General features: G+C 44.6%; 22 protein-coding genes. 2 read left to right on the plus strand and 20 right to left on the minus strand.

All coding sequences use genetic code 11. The features are described 5' to 3' along the window. Positions 1 to 3: 3 nt before the first annotated feature. The 11 genes from gcvT to LCM29_RS05715 all read right to left on the minus strand — a co-directional run bounded on the left by gcvT (position 4) and on the right by LCM29_RS05715 (position 5,916). The gene (gene gcvT / locus LCM29_RS05665) at positions 4 to 1,080 is read right to left on the minus strand and encodes a glycine cleavage system aminomethyltransferase GcvT (RefSeq protein WP_224861432.1); all 1,077 of its coding nucleotides are present in this window, start codon (positions 1,078 to 1,080) and stop codon (positions 4 to 6) included. Between the two features lie 148 nt (positions 1,081 to 1,228). Further along, the gene (locus LCM29_RS05670) at positions 1,229 to 1,567 is read right to left on the minus strand and encodes a hypothetical protein (protein WP_214748009.1); all 339 of its coding nucleotides are present in this window, start codon (positions 1,565 to 1,567) and stop codon (positions 1,229 to 1,231) included. After that, entirely contained in the window at positions 1,564 to 2,052 is a 489-nt protein-coding gene (locus LCM29_RS05675) for a shikimate kinase (protein WP_224861434.1), read from the minus strand. The genes LCM29_RS05670 and LCM29_RS05675 overlap by 4 nt, the downstream gene beginning before the upstream one ends. Continuing rightward, positions 2,045 to 2,344, minus strand: a complete 300-nt coding sequence (locus LCM29_RS05680) for a hypothetical protein (protein ID WP_224861436.1) — start codon at positions 2,342 to 2,344, stop codon at positions 2,045 to 2,047. Before LCM29_RS05680 ends, LCM29_RS05675 begins: the two co-directional genes overlap by 8 nt. Continuing rightward, positions 2,320 to 2,724 (minus strand): hypothetical protein, encoded by a 405-nt coding sequence (locus LCM29_RS05685; protein ID WP_224861438.1) that lies wholly within the window; start codon positions 2,722 to 2,724, stop codon positions 2,320 to 2,322. Before LCM29_RS05685 ends, LCM29_RS05680 begins: the two co-directional genes overlap by 25 nt. A 13-nt stretch (positions 2,725 to 2,737) precedes the next feature. Then, positions 2,738 to 2,974, minus strand: a complete 237-nt coding sequence (locus tag LCM29_RS05690; RefSeq protein WP_224861440.1) for a hypothetical protein — start codon at positions 2,972 to 2,974, stop codon at positions 2,738 to 2,740. Next, entirely contained in the window at positions 2,961 to 3,392 is a 432-nt protein-coding gene (locus LCM29_RS05695; protein WP_214782383.1) for a prepilin-type cleavage/methylation domain-containing protein, read from the minus strand. Before LCM29_RS05695 ends, LCM29_RS05690 begins: the two co-directional genes overlap by 14 nt. Beyond that, positions 3,389 to 3,691 (minus strand): prepilin-type N-terminal cleavage/methylation domain-containing protein, encoded by a 303-nt coding sequence (locus LCM29_RS05700; protein ID WP_214782380.1) that lies wholly within the window; start codon positions 3,689 to 3,691, stop codon positions 3,389 to 3,391. The genes LCM29_RS05695 and LCM29_RS05700 overlap by 4 nt, the downstream gene beginning before the upstream one ends. 14 nt (positions 3,692 to 3,705) lie before the next feature. Beyond that, on the minus strand, positions 3,706 to 4,683 hold the full coding sequence (locus LCM29_RS05705; protein WP_224861442.1) for a type II secretion system F family protein: 978 nt from the start codon (positions 4,681 to 4,683) through the stop codon (positions 3,706 to 3,708). Next, entirely contained in the window at positions 4,665 to 5,471 is an 807-nt protein-coding gene (locus LCM29_RS05710) for an ATPase, T2SS/T4P/T4SS family (RefSeq protein WP_224861444.1), read from the minus strand. Before LCM29_RS05710 ends, LCM29_RS05705 begins: the two co-directional genes overlap by 19 nt. Before the next feature lie 58 nt (positions 5,472 to 5,529). Beyond that, entirely contained in the window at positions 5,530 to 5,916 is a 387-nt protein-coding gene (locus LCM29_RS05715) for a Spx/MgsR family RNA polymerase-binding regulatory protein (protein ID WP_074033321.1), read from the minus strand. A 250-nt stretch (positions 5,917 to 6,166) separates the two neighbouring features. Here LCM29_RS05715 and LCM29_RS05720 point away from each other — a divergent pair, with 250 nt between their 5' ends. Next, on the plus strand, positions 6,167 to 6,430 hold the full coding sequence (locus LCM29_RS05720; RefSeq protein ID WP_012726597.1) for a DUF2626 domain-containing protein: 264 nt from the start codon (positions 6,167 to 6,169) through the stop codon (positions 6,428 to 6,430). A gap of 30 nt (positions 6,431 to 6,460) precedes the next feature. Here the strand turns inward: LCM29_RS05720 and LCM29_RS05725 are convergent, their stop codons facing one another. Continuing rightward, complete coding sequence (locus LCM29_RS05725; RefSeq protein WP_214782374.1) at positions 6,461 to 7,081, minus strand: MBL fold metallo-hydrolase; 621 nt, start codon at positions 7,079 to 7,081, stop codon at positions 6,461 to 6,463. A 157-nt stretch (positions 7,082 to 7,238) separates the two neighbouring features. Between LCM29_RS05725 and LCM29_RS05730 the strand changes: the two genes are divergently transcribed. Next, a complete protein-coding gene (locus LCM29_RS05730; protein ID WP_074033323.1) occupies positions 7,239 to 7,418 on the plus strand; it encodes a DUF2759 domain-containing protein in 180 nt (59 codons plus the stop codon). A 110-nt stretch (positions 7,419 to 7,528) separates the two neighbouring features. Here LCM29_RS05730 and LCM29_RS05735 read toward each other — a convergent pair whose 3' ends face one another. From LCM29_RS05735 to LCM29_RS05770, 8 genes are all read right to left on the minus strand, one after another. Beyond that, the gene (locus tag LCM29_RS05735) at positions 7,529 to 9,445 is read right to left on the minus strand and encodes an LTA synthase family protein (RefSeq protein WP_214747979.1); all 1,917 of its coding nucleotides are present in this window, start codon (positions 9,443 to 9,445) and stop codon (positions 7,529 to 7,531) included. A 224-nt stretch (positions 9,446 to 9,669) separates the two neighbouring features. Next, a complete protein-coding gene (locus LCM29_RS05740) occupies positions 9,670 to 10,632 on the minus strand; it encodes an ROK family glucokinase (RefSeq protein WP_214782368.1) in 963 nt (320 codons plus the stop codon). Between the two features lie 93 nt (positions 10,633 to 10,725). Then, positions 10,726 to 10,920: a YqgQ family protein gene (locus LCM29_RS05745; protein ID WP_214782365.1), complete on the minus strand. Its 195-nt coding sequence runs from the start codon at positions 10,918 to 10,920 to the stop codon at positions 10,726 to 10,728. Further along, entirely contained in the window at positions 10,917 to 11,939 is a 1,023-nt protein-coding gene (locus LCM29_RS05750; protein ID WP_214782362.1) for a M42 family metallopeptidase, read from the minus strand. The genes LCM29_RS05745 and LCM29_RS05750 overlap by 4 nt, the downstream gene beginning before the upstream one ends. A 12-nt stretch (positions 11,940 to 11,951) precedes the next feature. Then, positions 11,952 to 13,001: a rhomboid family intramembrane serine protease gene (locus tag LCM29_RS05755; protein WP_224861446.1), complete on the minus strand. Its 1,050-nt coding sequence runs from the start codon at positions 12,999 to 13,001 to the stop codon at positions 11,952 to 11,954. Positions 13,002 to 13,123: 122 nt separating this feature from the next. Then, positions 13,124 to 14,080, minus strand: coding sequence for an L-lactate dehydrogenase (locus LCM29_RS05760; RefSeq protein ID WP_074033328.1), 957 nt, complete (start codon positions 14,078 to 14,080; stop codon positions 13,124 to 13,126). A gap of 169 nt (positions 14,081 to 14,249) precedes the next feature. After that, the gene (locus tag LCM29_RS05765; protein WP_224861448.1) at positions 14,250 to 15,020 is read right to left on the minus strand and encodes a DUF92 domain-containing protein; all 771 of its coding nucleotides are present in this window, start codon (positions 15,018 to 15,020) and stop codon (positions 14,250 to 14,252) included. Continuing rightward, positions 14,999 to 15,553, minus strand: a complete 555-nt coding sequence (locus tag LCM29_RS05770) for a 5-formyltetrahydrofolate cyclo-ligase (protein ID WP_224861450.1) — start codon at positions 15,551 to 15,553, stop codon at positions 14,999 to 15,001. The genes LCM29_RS05765 and LCM29_RS05770 overlap by 22 nt, the downstream gene beginning before the upstream one ends. Positions 15,554 to 15,578 lie beyond the last annotated feature (25 nt).

Consider the following 15,578-nt stretch of genomic DNA (forward strand, 5'->3'; position numbering starts at 1 on the left):
GTTTCATTTCGTTCGTTTATAGAAAGGTGTCGGTACGCGTTCGGCTTCAATCTTTTTGCCACGAATGTCGATAACAAATCGCTCTTCATCTTTATACCGTGCATCCACACGTGCCCAGGCGATCGACTCATTGACTGTCGGAGGCATTGTACCAGTAGTAACGACTCCAACGACGTTCCCATCGACTTCTACTTGCGCGCCTTGACGTGCGATTCCGCGACCAAGCAATCTCAAGCCCACCATCCGGTTCGGGATGTTTTCTTTTTGTGTGGCGAGCGCCTCTTTTCCAATAAAGTCCGTATCTAATTTGACCGCAAAATTAAGGTTCGCCTCGAACGGAGTAACCGACTCATCTAGTTCATGCCCATAGAGCGGAAGGCACGCTTCAAACCGTAGCGTATCTCGTGAACCTAACCCGCAAGGTGTAACACCCTCTGCTTCAAGCGCTTCCCAGATTGCTGAGATCCCTTCTGCCCGCGCATAAATCTCGAATCCGTCTTCTCCCGTATAACCACTTCGCGAAATGATCGAAGCAACACCCGCCACATCGCCGTTTATAAATTTAAAGAAACCAACTTCGTCAAGCGCTACGTTCGTAATCGTTTGAAGAACAGCTTCCGCATTTGGACCTTGAATGGCAATTTGGCCATATTCATCAGACTCATTCGTCACCGTGACGTCGCCACTAACAAATTGACGAATGTGCGCCTCGTCTTTTTCGATATTCGAGGCATTGACGACGAGCCAATAAGCATCTTCATCTAACCGGTAAACGAGTAAGTCATCCACTACGCCACCATTCTCGAGACAGAGAAGGTTGTACTGCGCTTGACCGACTTTAATCTTTGAGACATCGTTCGTCACAAGATTCTGCACTTGTTCTAGAGCGTCCGGTCCTTCAACCCGAATTTCTCCCATGTGAGATACATCAAACATCCCCACGTTTTGACGTACAGCCTGATGCTCTTCTTTGATCGAAGAAAACATTATCGGCATTTCGAACCCCGCAAAATCAACCATCTTCGCCTTCGGTTCAATCAATTCGAACAAAGGCGTACGTTTCAAAGTAACCTTTTCCATAATATCCCCCAATCCCGAACATAAAATGCTTTTGTTTTTGAAATCTTTCGTTTTCCATTCCACTTTAACAATTTTTATTCTTTCTGCATAGTTAAAAAAGCGAAAAAGAAAAAGGATGAAAAACGAAAACGTTTTCATCCTCATTATTTCATATTTTTGTCTCGGTGGAAACGTCAGAGCGTTCGATTCCCGCTGTACGTTTGATTTCATGTGTCAGCCCGACTGCCGCCTGTTTCAATTCAATCGATTCGTCTTTAGCTTTGATGCCGAAATCTTTGATTTGCGTAACGGAACGGTTGACCGCGTCCACATGCCCTTTGATTTCAGTGACTTGTTGGTTGATGACGTCAGCACGAATCTTAAATCGTTCCGTCAAACGGTTTAATCTTCCAAACGTCGGCTTCATCTGTTTTTTAAATAACAAATATCCATATACACCAAGTCCAATGATGGCGAATAAAAGAATTGCAAGGTTAATCCAAATCATACTTTTTCCTCCTTCATCCGGATAATCTGTTCTGCAATACACCGCGGTGTCTGAGACGCATCAATCGTCTCGTCCGCTTCCTGATAAAGAGTGGTCCGTCGGTTGTATAATGCCCGAACTTCTGACTCTCCTTTTTTCACCAGCGGTCGATCCGAATCTTTGATCCGTGCCCAGCATTCCTCAAATGGTAAGTCTAAATGAATGATTTTACCGTGTTCGCGCATCCAACGTATGTTTTCAGAGCGTTCGACAATACCACCACCCGTGAGGACAAAGTCAGCATCGATCCGCTGAAGCACTTTTGATTCTACGTCACGAAACGCTGACTCCCCGTATTGGTCAAAATATGTAGCGATGTCGGTTCCAATCCAGGCTTCGATTTCTTCATCAATGTCCACGACGTCTCCATGTTCCTTTATAAAATTGAACAAGGTAGACTTACCTGTACCCATAAATCCCACGATATAAAACGGTTTCTTATTCATAAGCAATCACCTCTTTATGACGTTCACCAGATATCAACACCATCTCCACTTCCGTTCGATTCGGTGCAATCGGACGACACATCACCGTACCCGTCGGTTTGGTGAGCGTTACCGGTTGATTGCCACAGCGTTCTTTCGCCAATAACAAGTGGGATTCAAAACGTATGGCCAATATCTCATCTGAGATTCGTCTCGTCGTTCGTTCTACATCAGTATACCAAAATAATGCAATACCAAGTAACCACACGACGATTGTCAACGTAGTGATTAGAAAGAATCCTCTTTCATACACATGACGTACCGCTCCCTCTCGAAAGTTGAATCTTTCCAAGAGATTCGAAATCCCATACCGACCGTTTCGACGCGATACTGATCGATTCCTCTTAAAAATAACAAGTTCCCTCCTCCGTCTCCGACCATGACCAAGTTCCCGTTCAACTGTTTGATTGTCCATGGCCACACTTCTTCATCTACCTTAAGAAAATCACCTCTTAATCGCCCCTCATCGACGCGACAATTTTTGCTGTTCTGCAAGCGACGCACAATGAGTTGGGGAGTCGTATGGTGTTCCCACTTCGGTTGTTCGTAAAGGCGTTGACCAAGCGTGAGCAATTCGACCAACAATAATATAAAGATGGGAAGAATCAACAATACTGCCGTCATTTCTAACATGGTAAACCCCGGATCAAAGCGTCGGTAAGCAAAAACCCTTTTCACACACTTCTTCACGCCCAGTCGGTTCAGCGGCTTCAAGCAGCACCTCTCCTTGTAATCGTTCATAAATGAACAACGTGTCACGCAACCTTACGACTTGGTCATTCCCTTCCGTCACAAACGATGTCAGAATGAGTATCCAGCCCATCACGACCGCTAAGCTCACACTCACTTCCCATAACGAGAATCCTTTCTCATCCCCCTTCATGGATGATCACCTCCGGTTCATACGTTCCAAGTCGAAATTTAAACGTGACGGATGTTTTCCCACTGACAAATTTCCACTGTCCTGCATAGGAAGCTGTTGCCTGGGAGAAGGTGATGGTATTGTAGGTCGGAAGATAAACAATGATTCCTTCCGGTACGTCCACCCTTCGCACTAACGTCATTCCACACATGATCAAATACCTTCTCTGTTTAGCCACCCAAATCAACTTTGGCACGCAACTTCCATTTTCCGAAATGTACGGGTATTGTCCCGCTTCTTGAATATTCGTCACTAACGTATCTGTAAAATCAAATAGTTCAAGTCGCTCAAAAGGCTTCACTACAGGACTACTGATCAGTATGAGGAAGGAAATGATCACGAGTACCCACGCCATCTCGACAAACGTATAGCCTTTCATTGTTTCTTCAGCGAACCATCAAGTGGAGAATACGTGTAGGCTGACGATTGACAACTATACACTAGTGGATCCGTTTCAGAAGCACGTTTAATCACTTCTAATGTGGCAGGGTATGATTTATGTTCGGCATAGTGTAAATTGATTTCTGACTCTACGATTCGGACACTTCCCTCACAACTCACTTGGTCCGCCCGTGACTTTCCTTCTGTCAGCGTCGGCACGAGCAATAACAGTAAAATTGAAATAATGAGTAAGACTGCAGCCATCTCAACAAGCGTGAATCCTTGTTCTTCCTTCATGTGAATGTCCCCTTTCATAATTGAGCCATGATAAGTTTTACAGGCAAATAAAGCGTATAGAATAAGGTGCCAACCATGACGCTGAGCACTCCATAAAGTGCCGGCTCTACTTTTTCGATCAATTGACGACTATATTGTTCCATTTCTTCGAATACTAGTTCTCGATGAAGTGACATCAATTCACCGAGTTCTCCACTCATCGACCCTACTCCTAACAAGCTGACAACTTCATAGTCAATAAATCTTTCCTGTTTGACTGCCATTTCGATTCCTTCACCGGCAGACAACCGTTTGTGAATCCGATTTGCCATTTCAGCCATCTCCCCCTTTTCATTAGCGAGACGACTGATAATTTGCCTGATGTTCGTTTCCGTCTGTTGTAATAACGACAATTCGCTGACAAACAAATAAGTCAGGTACAGAGTTTTACCACGGTTCCATATGTAAAACGGTAGTTCTACACCTCGTCGATGCAGCATGTAGACCGTGATCCCAAGCATCACAAATACAGAAAACAGAGCTGGAAAGAACCATTTCGATAGTAAAATTGAACCTGCTCCCTCATATGTGGACACATCAACCATCCCCATCAGCTTTGGGAAAATGTACAACGCATAGACCATCCCAAGACCGAGCAGGATAAAGAAAATGATTAAAGGATACCGAATGAGTCGCTTCAATTTTTCCTTCAACCGCATCCGCATTTCTAAAACTAAAACGACTTGAGATAACCCATCCATAAACCGCCCGTTCCGATCGGCTGTCATCAATATTTCTTGCATTTGGCGATTTGTGATGATTAGCGAGAACACGTCCGCTAAAGAAGTACCAGATTCAAGTTGTGCCCTCATCTCTTGAACATCCGCTTTCCTGTTTCCTTTTTCATGATATTCAAGTGTTTCCATTGTGGCTTTCAACGATACACCTCGGGATTGAAGACGCAGAAAACGGTGAATCAATTGAATCGGTGGTTTTACTGAAGCGTTGCCCATTCACACGTCACCTCCTGATCACGCGTTAGTACACACCAATGTCTTGTTACTGACGATTTTCCGAGCAATTGTTCAAGCCGTTTCTCCCCATCCTGAATCGTCGCTGTATGAAACGTAGTAATCGTCAAATGCCCACTGAGTGCAGCATCGTAGGCGACGTTTAACTCTTCCTCTGTCCGTACCTCTCCGATTACAATGATGTCTGGGTCGGCACGTAACGTTTCTTTTAATAACTGTCGATGATTCAACCCTGCTTTTGCATTCACCTCGAGTTGAATCACCCCATCAATCTTTTGTTCTGGAGGATTTTCAATCGTGACGACCCGCTCACGCTTTAAGTGATTAAGAAGCGCATACAATATTGTCGTCTTGCCCGCACCAGTAGCACCTCCGATTAACAGGAGACCATGTCGCGATGCAGACATTTCTTGAAAACGTTCAACGTCCCCTGGTCTCAACAAGTGATGAAGCTCAAACGCTTGATTTGGTACCCTCCAGGACATCAATGTTTGAGTAAATGATGGGAGAAATGTTACGCGGATGACTTCTCGATCAAGTTCATACACGCCTGACTGAGGCACACGTTGATTCGTGTCCGGTAACGAACACCAATATCGCATATGAAGTGTGAGACGGTCGTATTGATTGATATCCATCGACTGAAGATCAAGCAGTCTCATATCTGATCGGATTTGGATCTTCACTTCATGCGTACTCGGTATAAAATGAAGATCGCTTGCCCCCGCCTCTCTCGCCACAATCATCAGTTGTTCAATAAGCTCCTTCATTCCGCTCACCTCGAGAACAGCATAAAAAAAAGCCCACTCTATTGAAAGTGGACTTGTCTTATGAAACTTGTGTCGAAACGACATGATGACGACGTGCATATGTTTCGATTGAAACCTTGTCATAACCGACAATGACTTCTTTTCCGTCTGTTAAAATCGGACGTTTTAACAATTTTGGATTTTCACTCATCAGTTTGAGTAGTTCGCTCAGCTTCAAATCCTCAACATCAACGTCGAGTTGTTTGAAGGCTTGGCTTCTAGTAGCAAGAAGAGAATCTACACCTTCTTCACTAATCGCAAGAAGTTGTAGTAATTCGTCGACAGTCGGTGCATCTCTGAAAATGTGACGTTCACTCACTTGAAGTTCTTGTTCTTGTAAAAACGCTTTCGTCTTCCTGCAAGAAGTACAGCTCGGGTACGTGTAAAACATTAATTCTGATGCCATTTTATGTTCCTCCTCATTTCAACTTTTCACTTCGCTCATTTTGTATAAGTTGATTATACATCTCTTATACCCTGTTTGTACATATTTTGTACAACTTTTTTATAAATTTTGTACAACTTTATTTTCCGTATTGATTTCACATATTTTTCACGATTATTTTGCTCAATTCTCACGTTTCCATAGCATTTTTTCGAATGTGTTGGTAAAATAGTGAATGAGAATGGAATAATGCACGTATGGGGGGATTAACATGGCAAGAATGTTTCGTGTCCTAGGCTTCTGGACTGGGCTAGTGGCGGCACTTGCTTTCGTAGGCGCACTAGGCGGCGACCAAAGTAGTAGTGAACATACTGGTGACTTTATCGTTATGGGACTTGTCTTCTTAGCACAAACGATTTTCTTCGTCGCACTTGGCTACTTAAAGCTTACTGAAAAAACATATGTATACGTCTTCGGCGCGTATTTGACAATTTTCTTCGTTGTCTTTACGTATTGGAGCAACTTCCAAATGTAAAAAAGATTGTCTCGTCGGAGACAATCTTTTTTATTGCTTGAAGAATGGATTTGTTTGCTTCTCTTCTTCAAGCGTTGTTTTTGGTCCGTGACCTGGATAAAGAACCGTCGCACCCGGAATCAAGTGCTTCATGCGTTCAATGGATCCCATCAACGTTGCCTGATCGCCTCCGAATAAATCGGTACGACCGACTGATTGTTTAAAAATCAAGTCACCGCAAAACGCAATCTTTTCATCCGCCATGTATAACACGACGCTACCTGGTGAATGACCAGGGGTGTGATAAAGATCGAATGTAAAATTGCCGATAGTCAACGTATCGCCTTCATATACCTTTTCAGCCGGCTTCATCGCCGGTACAGGAAGATTGAAAGCGTGCGCTCCGTTCTTTTCTCCATTCGTCAACCAATCACTTTCGAGACGATGGACATATACTGGAACTTTATAGCGTTCGCGGAGTGCATCCACTCCTCCAATGTGATCAAAATGGGCGTGAGTCAACAAAATCGCAGCGGGTGTACCAAGACGATCAATCACCTCGAAAAATCTTGGGTCATCCGTTCCTGGGTCGATGATGACGACACTACCTTCTTTTTCAAGGACGTATCCATTCTCCTGCGCTAAGCCTGACGTAATCTTCTTCACTTGCATATGATTGATCCCCCTCTCATTCAAAACAATATTGTGGCAAAATTGTATCGATGTCAACCTTTACTCGACAGCGCCTCAATAATCGGATAAAATAATAATGATATTTCAGTGAAATTTTTATGAATTTCATGACGTATAATTAAAGGGGGAACTCGTCATGCATTTGTATGAACCGTTCGGATGGATTTCTGTCATCGTCGCGATTGTGGCTGTATGGGGAATGATTCGTTCATTCAAAAAACGCCAATTCTTTCCACTCGCAGTTGCAGGTTTAACTGTACTCGTATTCGGATTCTTTGGTGTTGCCACGTTGATCTACGGCGGTATTCCAGGTTAATGGATTTGTATCAAGCAATCATCAAGCGACTTCGGTCGCTTTTTTTGTGCCTATAATTCCTCGATATAAAAAACGAACCAAATCACATAGTGGTTTGGTTCGTTTTTAGGTTATTCATTCGTTTGTTCTTTAAAGCGGAGAAGGTCGGAATAGATCAAATCATCGTTCATTTGTAAGATCTTTTCTGCTTCTTCCGTCATTGGACCGCACAGCGTTGTGTCCTCAACCACTTCTCCAGAAGTAGCATTATAACAAGTTGATTGTGTCCATACATATTCATCCGTCACAACCGTACCATCTCGGAAGATTGCACGACTATTTCGATTTTCAGAGAACAAGTCATTCCCGAATCCGATTGTGTCCGATGTATCAATTCCAAGTAAATGCAAGATTGTCGGTTTCATGTCGACGTGACTTCCGATCGTTTCATGCACTTCACCTTTTTCTTGATCCGGCAAGTGAATCGCAAACGGAACCTGTTGTAATTTCGCCACATCATATGGTGTCAACTCTTCTTTACCAAGCAACTCTGCCATCGCATTGTTGTGGTTCGTCGAGATACCGTAGTGGTCACCATAAACAACGAAAATCGTATCCTCCCACATTCCGTTCTCTTTCAATTGATCGATGAAGAGACCGAGTGCATAGTCTTGATATGCAAGTGCCTGCGGGAAGTTGTTTAACGTTGTTGAACTTGTCTCGAACTTCGGTACAAGTTCATAGTCTTCGCTTGGCATCGTATATGGGAAGTGGTTCGTCAATGTGATGAACTTCGCATAGTACGGCTCTGGCAACTCTTGAAGCATCGGGATCGATTGTTCGAAGAAACTATCATCTAGGAGGCCCCATTCTGTCATGTCTTCTGGATTTCCGAGATCGTAGCTCTTCTCATCAAAGAATTGATCGACACCAATATTTTTATACATTTGGTCGCGGTTCCAGAACGATTTATTATTCGCATGGAAGACGGCTGAGTAATAGTTATCTTCTTTAATCAACTCTGGAAGTGCTTGATATTCGTTGTCCGCGTTCGTAAAGTATACAGCACCACGCGGTAGGCCATATAGCGAGTTATCGAGCGCAAACTCCGCATCTGATGTCTTCCCTTGACCTACTGTATGGTAGTAGTTTGGCCAATAGTGAGACTCTTCAATCAGTTTGTTCAAGTTTGGCGTGATAAATTCACCGTTCGGCGCTTTCATATTGTGTGTGAAGTTTTGTGCAGATTCGAACGACACAACAATCACGTTTTTCCCTTTATACTTACCGAATAAATCAGGGTTCGGTGCAGCATAGTTTTGACGAGTGAATTGTTCAATCGTTGCAAGCTCTGATTCGTCAGCCATCGCTTTTTGAGCAGATGTTTTCGTTTGAAGCATCGCGTCATACACATGGAAGTTAAATGTTCCGATGTTTTTCACTAATAGCTCACGGTCGAATGAACGAGTCAACAATTCCGGACGTTCTGTTTCCGCCAATGAAAGGTTGAACAAGAATACCGATACTGCTGCAACGAACGTCACGAGTGCGCGACGATGTGAAGCGGCATTCTCTTTCATATTCATACGCCATAAGATAAACGGTAAGACAAAAACGTCACCAAGAATGATTAAGTCTTTCCATTCAAGAAGTGATGTGAACGATGTCGACAGCGTCTCCATGTTCGATGGTTGCATAATGACCGGCATCGTTAAATAGTCCGTAAATTCACGATAATATACGGCATCCGCAAACAAGATGAAAGATGCGAGCGCGTAAAGCGTGTAGAGCACCCATTTTTGTTTGTTTCCTTTAAAGAAGAAATGGAAAGCAAACAAGAATAATGTCGAACTGATCGGGCTAATCAGTAGGATAAAAGCTTGTGCGGTGTTTTCAATCGGAATGTTGAAGAAAAATTGATAGACGATATACGTCTTCGTCCAAAGCAATAACGTAAATATCCAAAATAGACGATATTCTTGAAACGAAGCGCGGACCGTATCGTTCAGTCTCGTCGATAGCTTCGAGAAGCGTTGAGATGAATTCATCTGACGGTCTCCTCCTCTTTTCAGTTTTCGGCATGTTTTTATAGCCATTTATTTTTATATTTGTTCATACATTGTACAATTCGATTTGAATAGTACACGTCCAGTATCAAGTCCAAATCTTACCCCTTTTTTAATAAAAAATCAACTGTGACGTTACAAATTTTACAATATCCCATACCCTTTCCCATAAGAAAACACGCCTGCAATGTGCAGACGTGTCAGTTTTATACACGTGTCGGAAGGAAGTGTTTGCGTGCTAACCAGCCACAACCGATGACTCCGGCATCATTTTCAAGTTCAGCGATTTTAAACGTCGTCGACTCATAGACACGTTCGAGTGCGAAACGCTTGAACTGAGCATCGAGCGGTTCAAGCAATGCTGTCCCTGCTTTTGAGACGCCGCCACCGATGACGATCATTTTCGGGTTGAGTGTGTTGGCGATATTCGAGATTGTCAATCCGAGATATTCTGTCATCTCGTCAATCACTTCTGTCGCGATTGTATCCCCAGCTTTATAAGCTTCGAATACGTCACGTGCCGTCACTTCTTTCAATTCGTTCAACGAAGTATCTTGATTTTTCCGTTTTTGCAACGCTAAACGTGAAATACCTGTCGCAGAGGCAATCGTTTCGATACACCCTAATCGGCCACAGCCACATTTTACAGCTTTCGCCTCATCTCGTTCGACGGTGATATGACCGATTTCTCCTGCCATACCAGCCGTACCATGAACGATGTTTCCGTTCGTGATGACGCCACCACCGACGCCTGTACCGAGCGTGATGGCAAGTAATTCGGATGCACCTTCACCTGCACCCTTCCACATTTCCCCGAGGGCAGCGGCATTCGCATCGTTTTCGAGGACCGCGGGGAGTCCGACCGCTTTTTCGAACTCACTCACAAGAGCGAAGTCTTTCCATCCGATGTTCGGTGAATACTCGACAACACCTTCAGAGAAATTGATGAATCCAGGGGCTCCGATACCTGCACCTGCGAAGTCTTCTTTCTTCTTGCCTGACGTCTCTAAATACGTTTCAAATGAGGCTGCGATGTCTTTTGGTATATGTACACCGTTTTCTCGAATATCCGTTTTAACTTCCCACTTATCAGAAATGATGCCATTCATGTCTAAAACAGCCATCTTCACCGTTGTACCACCGATGTCGATCCCTAATAACCATTTCATACCGTTCACTCCTCATCTCAACTAAATCGCTTTCATTCAATAGTGTACACTATTATCCCCTTAGTGCAACCCTTTGCACTAAGGGGATTTCTGTCAATCTCTTGAATTTTTCAATTCGTGGGTCAAAATGATTTTCGCCGTATCGTATACACGCTGCTCGATGATGCCCCCTTCATACAACTCGTCGAGTTCCATCATCATCAGTGAGATTTCAGCATCCCGCTCCCCGATGTAAATAATGGTTCCGAACGATTTTAAAAACTGTTGGACATCATAAAAGTTTTTCATGCTTCTTCCTCCATCGTTGACAAGACATAACGATTTAACAATTCTCTTGTCGCTTCCATAGACGTCACATGTGTCCGTTCATAACTATGACTTGACTCAATTCCTGGACCAATCAAAGCGTGCTTCACATCGTAGCCTGCACGGATCGCAGCCGACGCATCCGAGCCATAATAAGGATAGATATCCACTTTATAAGCGATGTCATGCGCCTTACATAATGAAGTAAACTTACGGCGCAAGCTAATATCATATGGTCCAGATGAATCTTTGGCACAAATCGAAACCGTATATTCATCTGAATGTTGGCCATCTCCGAGCGCCCCCATATCGACGGCAATGTATTCCACAACATTTTCAGGAATACCGGCATTCCCCCCGAATCCGACTTCTTCATAATTCGAGATTAAGAAGTGGACCGTATGTGGCAAATCATCATTAACCAAATCTTTAGCTAGGTCTAACAAGATGGCCACAGAAGCCTTGTCGTCCAAATGACGAGATTTGATGTATCCGGAAGACGTCACCTTGAATCGTGGATCAAATGACACAAAGTCACCGATTTCAATTCCAAGTGCCGTCACATCTTCACGAGAATGGACTTTCTCATCCAATCGAACTTCAATGTTTGAAGCAGAGCGTTCTGCAGAGTTCGTGTCTTTATACACATGAACGCTCGACTGATGGACGAGGATGGTTCCTTCGATCGCCTCCCCCTCCTCGCGATGAATGAGACAGTTTTCTCCTTCGATCGCCGTCCAAGCGTATCCACCCACTTGCGTGAGACGTATGCGTCCGCTCGGCAAGATGTCCTTGACCATCGCCCCAAGGGTATCGACGTGCGCCGTCAAAAGACGCGCCTCGTCCGAACGTCCTGGGAACGTCGCGAGCAACGCCCCTTTATGTAAACGAGACGTCTTGACACCGAGTGTTTGGAGTTTATTTTCTGCAAATCCGATCGCCTCCTCCGTCATACCAGACGGACTCGGGATTTCAACTAATGTTTTCAGTGTTTCTATCATCATATTCTCCCCTTACCAAGATCCATACCCGTATAGTAGACCAAACAACATGGCCGTGAGCACAGAAAATAAGATGCGTTGTGTTCGATTTTCCTCATCAGGCAATCCGACGACACCAGAGACGACGAATCCACCTAGTAAACCACCCGCGTGTGCAAAATGATCCAAGTTCGCACCCAATACGAACGCGAGTCCTACATTTAATCCTAACATAATAAAGAGCGGAGGTCCGAGTGTCTTCATAAAGAGCGAACGATCCCGCAGTCCAAAATAGAGTAAGGCACCGACCAAACCAAATAAGGCTCCTGATGCCCCCGCTGAAATGGATTCACTGAACGCGTACGATGCTGTCGTCGCTAAAATCCCACCGACCACGTATATGATGAAAAAGCGGAGGGAGCCGTACATTCGTTCAACAAGCGGACCAAGTGACCAGAGCGCAAACATATTGATGGCAAAATGGAACCATCCGATATGCAGAAACATTGGCGTAATTAACCGCCACCATTCCCCTTCTTCGATGAGCGGGTTCACTTTCGCACCGAATGCGATCAACGTGTTCGGGTCGAATGTCGAACCGACTGATTCAGCTAGCCACATGACTAAAAACGTGATGAACATCAAGCCGTAAACTACTTGCGGTTTACCAAAGGAGAATCGTTTCTTTAACTCCGCTTTCTTCTTTCGATCCATTGCAACCGCGAGCAGTCGAAAACGGTCGTCCTCCATCGTAGGTGTACAAATCGAGCGAGATACTGTCACTCTCGCTGGAATCGGGAACGTCATGGAGTCGACCCGCTCTTCATCAACGAGACGGTCACCATATATGTGAATCGTCAAACGCTTTCGTCCAATACGAGACAGACGAAAGGCGCTCAAGATTGCGTTAATGTCAGTACCGACATGATTCGCCCATGCTTTTTCAGTTTGAACGTATAAGTCATAGCGATCACCTGCTTTTGTATCAAACAAGATGACTGCACGGGACGGTTCTAATATCCCTTCGATTCGTCCACCGTTCTCGACCGCTTGATAAATGTCTTCCCAGAAGCAAGTCGCCAACAAAATCCCTCCTCTCTCATTCTATTGTAAATCACGTTGTACCTCACGACAAAGTCGTGGCTTGCCTCAAACGTACAAAAAAACCCGCAACCTTTACGGCTACGGGTACTCATATATCGCAATTACAAGACAGGTTCCATCGTTTTCATTAGGACGTTCGCAGAATGTTGCATTTTTTGATGTTCTTCTTCTGACAACTCAATCTCAACGACCTCACGCACGCCCTGACGGTTGATGATCGCCGGTACCCCGATATGAATATCGTGCAAACCGTATTCCCCATCAAGATGAGCACCGACTGTCAGCAACGTGTTCTCATTACGAAGGACCGCTTTGACCAAACGGAGTAATCCGAGTCCAATGGCATAGTATGTCGCACCTTTACGTTCGATGATGTGATAAGCCGCATCACGTACGTTCACATATATGTCTTCAAGGTCTTGCCAGTTATATTCATCATGCTCTTCAAGTAACTGCTCAACAGACTTTCCATAGATACGAGCATTACTCCAAGCAGCAAACTCAGTGTCACCGTGCTCACCCATGATATAGGCATGACAGTTACGTGGGTCGACATTGAAATAGTCGCCAAGCATGTAACGTAAACGCGACGTGTCGAGTACAGTTCCTGAGCCGAAGACGCGATGTTTAGGTAGTCCTGAATACTTCCAAGCCAAATGTGTCATAATGTCGACCGGGTTTGAGGCGATAATGATAATGCCATCAAAACCAGAATCCATAATATCTGAAATCATCGATTTCATGATCTTCGCATTTTTTTCGACGAGGTCAAGACGAGTCTCACCTGGACGTTGCGGTGCACCTGCAGTAATGACGACGATGTCTGCTACACCACAGTCTGCGTAATCTCCTGCCCATACACGCATCGGTGAAGACGCGAACGAGACGCCGTGGTTCAAGTCCATCGCTTCCCCTTCTGCTTTTGCCTTGTTGATGTCAATGATGACGAGTTCTTCACAAAGGCTTGCTGTCGTTAACTGGTACGCAAAGCTCGCTCCAACTGCCCCTGCCCCTACAAGTGCGACGCGCGTTACTTTAGCATGATTTAATGTTTCCATATTGATTCTCCACCCTTCGATCAATCTGTTTCATGTTTTTGTTATCTCTGTTACAACAAGATTGTAACATCATTCACAAACCCTAACTACAGTGGAAACCGTTTTCACTTTGGCGATATTGTGACAACATTCACATTCATTTGAAACATCTTCATTTTCTGTACTACCCTCATCCGAATACCAAAAAACAAATAGACGCCGCTCCAAGAACGGATAAAAAATTGACTGCATCATTCCCTAGCACACGCCACCCTGACACATATGTTGTAGGAACTTGATGATGAACTTTCTTTTCCGTCAGCTTTCCACAAACTGTACAGCGAAACTTCCGTTGAACCGTCGCCCCGAGCAATGTATCGATGACACTCCCACTCAGTCCGATTCCCCAAAGCGCCAACAGTAATGCCATATCCAATTCAACAAACAGGAGAGAAGAACAAACAATCACGAATGCGCCTACAATCGACATGACCGTCCCAAATGTTGAAACGGCACCGCTCGTTCCCGGCTCAACTTCTCTAAACGTGAACATGAAGCGCGGTTTACGTTTTGCGAGGACACCGAATTCAGATCCCCACGTGTCACTCGTCGCTGCCGCAATGGACACGATGTACATATAAAGATAGACGAGGTCATCTGTCAGTAAGTAACCGAGGGCACAGAGAATCCCTACCCCACCGTTTGCTAACACTTGAATGGCGTCGCGCGCTCCCGTTTTTTCGACAATGTCATCTACATTTTGTTTATCACGAGATCGATATTTTGATGCAAGTGAAGATGTCGAGAAGAATACGCCGAGTAAATAGAGGCCGAACCAACCAAACGATAACCCGATCAATACCCCCGTCACCACTGTCAAGAAGGCTCCCGAGATCGTCAAGGAGCGTAACCGATACCCGAGAAAGGCGACGATACAAGTTACAACAAATATGGCGAACATTGAATCATCTCCTTTTCTGTCACAATCCACTGAACAGGTAGATCATGTGGTTCAGTCGGCACTTGATCGACCAATTGAACGGAGTACGCTAATGAAACCGTCTCCCCTTCATATGTACGTAGAAATCGGTCATAGTATCCTCCACCCCAACCGATTCGATATCCAGACCGGTCAAATACCCTTCCCGGGACAAGACAGAGGTCGATGCTTTTCATCGTCGGCGGGGTCGTAGGCTCCAAAATATTCATGACGCCCGTCTCAAGGTCATCTACTGAATGAATAATATGAAACGTTAACCCCTGCTCCGTTACTTTCGGGACGCACACCGTTTTTCCTGCTTCAAATGCTTCATGAATGATTGGCGATGTATTGATTTCAAGCGGAAGTGACGATGTCACGGCAATCGTCTGGCTTTCTTTCCACATCTCTGTTGCGAACAACTTCTGATGGATGATTCGGTCAACTCGTTGGCGATTATTCATTTGTTTAATATACTGATGAACCGTTCGTCTTAACGCTGCTTTGTCTTCCACAACGCATTCCTCCTTACAAAAAAAG

It is taken from the genome of Exiguobacterium aestuarii (assembly GCF_020171655.1).
In the GTDB taxonomy this organism is placed as follows: Bacteria; Bacillota; Bacilli; order Exiguobacteriales; family Exiguobacteriaceae; genus Exiguobacterium; species Exiguobacterium aestuarii_A.

Excerpts from the sequence above, each read along its gene's own strand:
- LCM29_RS05715 (WP_074033321.1), bottom strand. The coding sequence starts at position 5,916 with ATGGCATCAGAATTAATGTTTTACACGTACCCGAGCTGTACTTCTTGC.
- LCM29_RS05760 (WP_074033328.1), bottom strand. The coding sequence starts at position 14,080 with ATGGAAACATTAAATCATGCTAAAGTAACGCGCGTCGCACTTGTAGGG.
- LCM29_RS05700 (WP_214782380.1), bottom strand. The coding sequence starts at position 3,691 with ATGAAGGAAGAACAAGGATTCACGCTTGTTGAGATGGCTGCAGTCTTA.
- LCM29_RS05720 (WP_012726597.1), top strand. The coding sequence starts at position 6,167 with ATGGCAAGAATGTTTCGTGTCCTAGGCTTCTGGACTGGGCTAGTGGCG.
- LCM29_RS05695 (WP_214782383.1), bottom strand. The coding sequence starts at position 3,392 with ATGAAAGGCTATACGTTTGTCGAGATGGCGTGGGTACTCGTGATCATT.
- LCM29_RS05675 (WP_224861434.1), bottom strand. The coding sequence starts at position 2,052 with ATGAATAAGAAACCGTTTTATATCGTGGGATTTATGGGTACAGGTAAG.
- LCM29_RS05735 (WP_214747979.1), bottom strand. The coding sequence starts at position 9,445 with ATGAATTCATCTCAACGCTTCTCGAAGCTATCGACGAGACTGAACGAT.
- LCM29_RS05710 (WP_224861444.1), bottom strand. The coding sequence starts at position 5,471 with ATGAAGGAGCTTATTGAACAACTGATGATTGTGGCGAGAGAGGCGGGG.
- LCM29_RS05685 (WP_224861438.1), bottom strand. The coding sequence starts at position 2,724 with ATGTTAGAAATGACGGCAGTATTGTTGATTCTTCCCATCTTTATATTA.
- LCM29_RS05730 (WP_074033323.1), top strand. The coding sequence starts at position 7,239 with ATGCATTTGTATGAACCGTTCGGATGGATTTCTGTCATCGTCGCGATT.
- LCM29_RS05690 (WP_224861440.1), bottom strand. The coding sequence starts at position 2,974 with ATGAAGGGGGATGAGAAAGGATTCTCGTTATGGGAAGTGAGTGTGAGC.
- LCM29_RS05725 (WP_214782374.1), bottom strand. The coding sequence starts at position 7,081 with ATGCAAGTGAAGAAGATTACGTCAGGCTTAGCGCAGGAGAATGGATAC.
- LCM29_RS05670 (WP_214748009.1), bottom strand. The coding sequence starts at position 1,567 with ATGATTTGGATTAACCTTGCAATTCTTTTATTCGCCATCATTGGACTT.
- gcvT (WP_224861432.1), bottom strand. The coding sequence starts at position 1,080 with ATGGAAAAGGTTACTTTGAAACGTACGCCTTTGTTCGAATTGATTGAA.
- LCM29_RS05765 (WP_224861448.1), bottom strand. The coding sequence starts at position 15,020 with ATGTTCGCCATATTTGTTGTAACTTGTATCGTCGCCTTTCTCGGGTAT.
- LCM29_RS05750 (WP_214782362.1), bottom strand. The coding sequence starts at position 11,939 with ATGATAGAAACACTGAAAACATTAGTTGAAATCCCGAGTCCGTCTGGT.
- LCM29_RS05705 (WP_224861442.1), bottom strand. The coding sequence starts at position 4,683 with ATGGGCAACGCTTCAGTAAAACCACCGATTCAATTGATTCACCGTTTT.
- LCM29_RS05745 (WP_214782365.1), bottom strand. The coding sequence starts at position 10,920 with ATGAAAAACTTTTATGATGTCCAACAGTTTTTAAAATCGTTCGGAACC.
- LCM29_RS05740 (WP_214782368.1), bottom strand. The coding sequence starts at position 10,632 with ATGAAATGGTTATTAGGGATCGACATCGGTGGTACAACGGTGAAGATG.